This window comes from Hyella patelloides LEGE 07179 (assembly GCF_900659865.1).
GTDB lineage: Bacteria > Cyanobacteriota > Cyanobacteriia > Cyanobacteriales > Xenococcaceae > Hyella > Hyella patelloides.
In genome coordinates, this window is the sequence record NZ_LR214370.1 from 8148 (window position 1) to 11644 (window position 3497).

5 protein-coding genes are annotated in these 3497 nt (G+C 35.9%); 2 read left to right on the forward strand and 3 right to left on the reverse strand.

The window, feature by feature from the left end; all coding sequences use genetic code 11:
• Positions 1-933: 933 nt before the first annotated feature.
• A complete protein-coding gene (locus tag H1P_RS34450) occupies positions 934-1119 on the reverse strand; it encodes a hypothetical protein (RefSeq protein ID WP_144876141.1) in 186 nt (61 codons plus the stop codon).
• 88 nt (positions 1120-1207) lie between these two features.
• On the opposite strand from H1P_RS34450, the gene H1P_RS34455 reads away from it, so the two are divergent.
• Positions 1208-1675, forward strand: a complete 468-nt coding sequence (locus H1P_RS34455) for a hypothetical protein (RefSeq protein WP_144876143.1) — start codon at positions 1208-1210, stop codon at positions 1673-1675.
• A complete protein-coding gene (locus H1P_RS34460) occupies positions 1675-2037 on the forward strand; it encodes a hypothetical protein (RefSeq protein ID WP_144876145.1) in 363 nt (120 codons plus the stop codon). Before H1P_RS34455 ends, H1P_RS34460 begins: the two co-directional genes overlap by 1 nt.
• 105 nt (positions 2038-2142) lie before the next feature.
• Here H1P_RS34460 and H1P_RS34465 read toward each other — a convergent pair whose 3' ends face one another.
• Positions 2143-2463 (reverse strand): hypothetical protein, encoded by a 321-nt coding sequence (locus H1P_RS34465; protein WP_144876147.1) that lies wholly within the window; start codon positions 2461-2463, stop codon positions 2143-2145.
• Positions 2456-3055 (reverse strand): ParA family protein, encoded by a 600-nt coding sequence (locus tag H1P_RS34470; protein ID WP_144876149.1) that lies wholly within the window; start codon positions 3053-3055, stop codon positions 2456-2458. Before H1P_RS34470 ends, H1P_RS34465 begins: the two co-directional genes overlap by 8 nt.
• Positions 3056-3497: the final 442 nt, after the last annotated feature.

The window sequence follows — 3497 nt, forward strand, 5'->3', positions numbered from 1 at the left end:
TTACCACTTGGCTACCAATGCAAGAATATATTTATTATTTAGTTTTCAAGGTGCTGTCTTTAGCTTTTTTAGTTTGATTAATAACTGATTTTTTAAGTTAATAATTAACGCTAAATTATTAATTTTTTTGCAGCATAAACTATCTGTAATATATGTAGTATTAACAGTAAATATAATGCTGTATATTTGAAGGTGCTATTAGTATTTTTCTACCTTTATTGCGGAAAAATATAATATTTTAGGTATAATTCTACCTTGATATGAAAAAGCAAATTCTTCATCAAAATTACTCTCTTTATTCAGAGATGTGAAAATTATTTATTTACGGATAGTCATTAAAAACTTCAAGCTTAATTAAACTGGCTATGTATTCACCCATACCAGAGTTATAGAAATTAGATAGCTAATTTCAATTAATATTTTGCTCGTTTAATTCCATACATTCAGCAATACATAGAAACCCTATGACGATTGGCTTCTTCTATAAAGCTGGGGATTACAGTATTTAGCTAATTAAACGTAGTTGGAAAATTGGCTAAATATAAGTATCCAGCTTCAAGTATTTGCTGTGTTAAAAAACTACAGTAGATAGACTACTTTAGGAATAGCAGTTTAGTAGATGTGAAATTTTAACTGAGCTTAAACTAACGATAAATTCTGTATCAGCAGATGTTGTTGATAACAACATAAACTATGCTCTATATTAAAACTGGTCGATATGAGGAGCTGCCAAGAATATAGATTTGCTTCGTAATTATTGAAATTTGATTTTGAAGTAGCTGTATTCATTGGGTTCGACCTCCTTTTTATTTGAGCTTTTTGTAGTATAGCACCCTTTTTTGCATTTTGTGTTTAGTTTGGAAAAATATTTTAGCTAATTTTTAAATTGGTGTTTTTATTGGACTAAAAACTAACAAAGTTACCTGTTAAATATTAGCTTTTTTGTTGTTGGGCTTTATCCGATGAAATGGGGGTGGATGTATTTTGGGGTGGATGCGATCGCTGGTTATCTTCAAATACCTCTGGACAAGAACGATGCAGATTCTCCACAAATTGCTCTGTGGTTAACTCTTCAAAATGTTGGCGAATCAGTTTGGCTGCTTTTTTAGGATCGACCATCAGCTTTTTCACTCTATTTTAAAATATTGCAAATATCTTAATTATGCGTATAATAGTACGTATAAAATAACGATATTTGGCAAAGAGCATGACCATAACTCTACAATCTGAATCTCTTTACAGCGATATCATATTCACATCTAAGGATTTGAATCGCAAATCAGGAAGCGTCCTAGATGAAGCTATGAAGCAACCAGTGACTATTACTCGTAACTCTGACACCTTTGCGCTCTTGAAACGAGAACGCATGGGAGAAATAACTAAAGTAAGTTACTACAAAACTGTTGTCATTTCAATCATGAATTCTGTTTTCAGACTATCTCTAGGGAATGCTTTAGAAGAACACGATCCTTATCAATGGATTAACGAATTTGATAATGAAGATCGAGAGGAAATGGTTGGAGAGATTCTTCAAACATTGAAATATGCAGAAGAAACAAATGACTGGGATGAACTGAAAAGCGTAATTTTTGAATGGAGAGAGAGCGCGATCGCCAATCAAGGTAATGAACTTGATGAGTTTAAAGAAGCATTAAAAGAAAATCCAGTTAGTTGATGGCAAACCTACATCGTTTAGAAGCCCCTGACGAAATATTACTTGGATCGAAACCTGTCTCAACTCCTTGGAAAGTTCTAGGCAATGGAGCGAAGGTAGTAAAAAGCTGGAAGAAGCTTGTTGAACAATGCCCAGAAGATACTACTCTTTGCTATAAACGCCTTTCAACCAATCCCATGCAAAGAATTCCTCTTGTTTCTTTTCCAATGAAAGGGAAAAACTTTAAAGGAGGTTGGGAATATAGAGTAACGGGTAATTACAGAGTTTTTTTTCAGCCGTTGCCTAGCACAAAGGAAGTAGTAGTTTATTATGCTGACGAACATCCTAAAAAGAATAAATACCCTACTCCACCATTTGCTTGAATTAAAATTTGCCCGATAATTCCCGCTCTCTATTAAACCTCCAATGGCTTGGGGATTGGGGCATACGCTATTTAATCAACTTCAGATATTCAACTACTTGAGTTGTTAAGTATTTGAACTTTTGCCTTTTTGCGTACTCAACCACTCAGTTAGTAATTCTTCTACTAGCTCGGAAAAGTCTTCTAATTCCGACTGCTGTAGTAGAGCTATTTTTGTCTGGCGATAAGTCTTAGAACGAACGTAAGCTGTTACCTGTTCAAAGTCAGGATTACTGCGTTTTCCTTTTGGTCTTCCTTTTTTGACAGGTTCGGGTTTTTCGTCAACGATTGGTGGTGAGGATTTTTTGGTGGTTTTGGTTTTCTTCTTGACTGTTTCTGGTTCTGGAGGTTGGTTAGCTGCATCCAAAATATTCTTAAATTTACTCATTAGTTTGTATCTCCTTACCTAAGTCTTGATAATCACCCCAAGCTATACGAGCTTTCTTATCTGATATTTCCGAAACAATAGTTCCTTCAAGAGCAGCTTTTTTAAATGCTGCATAACGCCTAATTCCCGATTTCAACATTGGCAATCCCGCCTCACTCAGCATCTTTTTAGCTTCCTCCCCATCCTTTGAGGGTTTGGGAGGAATAATAGTGAGTAAAATACGGTATTTGTCGCTGCCTAGTTGATGCAGTGCCTTAACCGTCAGCATCATGGCATCTAAGGCTAAAGCATCAGGAGTACAGGGAATAATCAAGCGATCACAACCGTCTGCTAATGCCTCTAAATCTTCCTGTTCTGGTCTGGCTTGGGTATCAATAACAATGTGTTCGGCTTTTCTGGCATATTTGGCAGCCTTTCGTTCGTCTACAACCTGGAATGGCAAACCCCCTCGCTCTGCCCATCTGGTAGCACTGCGATTTGGATCTCCATCAATTAATAAGGTAGTACTTTGATTAGCCAAATAAGCTGCTAAATGTACTGCTGTAGTAGTTTTTCCGACTCCACCCTTAAACGAAGCAATAGTAACAATCATCTTTTCAATACTCAAATACGTGAATGACTGAAAATGCGAAAACTTGAGTTGCTGGACTTTTGAGTACGCAAAAATATCTCAATTGAGATGCCGAACATAATAGCTTATCTATTACGCAAATGTGCAGGTATGTGAAAGTTTGAATATTTGTCTTTTTGACAAGGCGGGTTTTTGCGTACTCAAATATCTACTTTTGTTGTAACCAGTGATGAATAGACAAAGCTGTTGCATGGCAACGATTCGCGATCTTTATTCTCATATCGGCGATCGCAATATGGTCATTTTGATAAACTGATAGTACAATTGTTTGTCAATGTATACTCAAAGCAATGAGTGAAGTAACTTTCAAGATTGATGTTCCCACAGACGACGATGGATTTTTAACACTACAATGTCCTTTTTGCAGCGAGCGATTCAAACTAACTGTCCAAGATTTTGAAAG

Bases quoted from the DNA above. Each gene is read 5' to 3' on its own strand.
- H1P_RS34470 (WP_144876149.1), bottom strand. From the start codon at position 3,055: ATGATTGTTACTATTGCTTCGTTTAAGGGTGGAGTCGGAAAAACTACT.
- H1P_RS34455 (WP_144876143.1), top strand. From the start codon at position 1,208: ATGACCATAACTCTACAATCTGAATCTCTTTACAGCGATATCATATTC.
- H1P_RS34450 (WP_144876141.1), bottom strand. From the start codon at position 1,119: ATGGTCGATCCTAAAAAAGCAGCCAAACTGATTCGCCAACATTTTGAA.
- H1P_RS34465 (WP_144876147.1), bottom strand. From the start codon at position 2,463: ATGAGTAAATTTAAGAATATTTTGGATGCAGCTAACCAACCTCCAGAA.
- H1P_RS34460 (WP_144876145.1), top strand. From the start codon at position 1,675: ATGGCAAACCTACATCGTTTAGAAGCCCCTGACGAAATATTACTTGGA.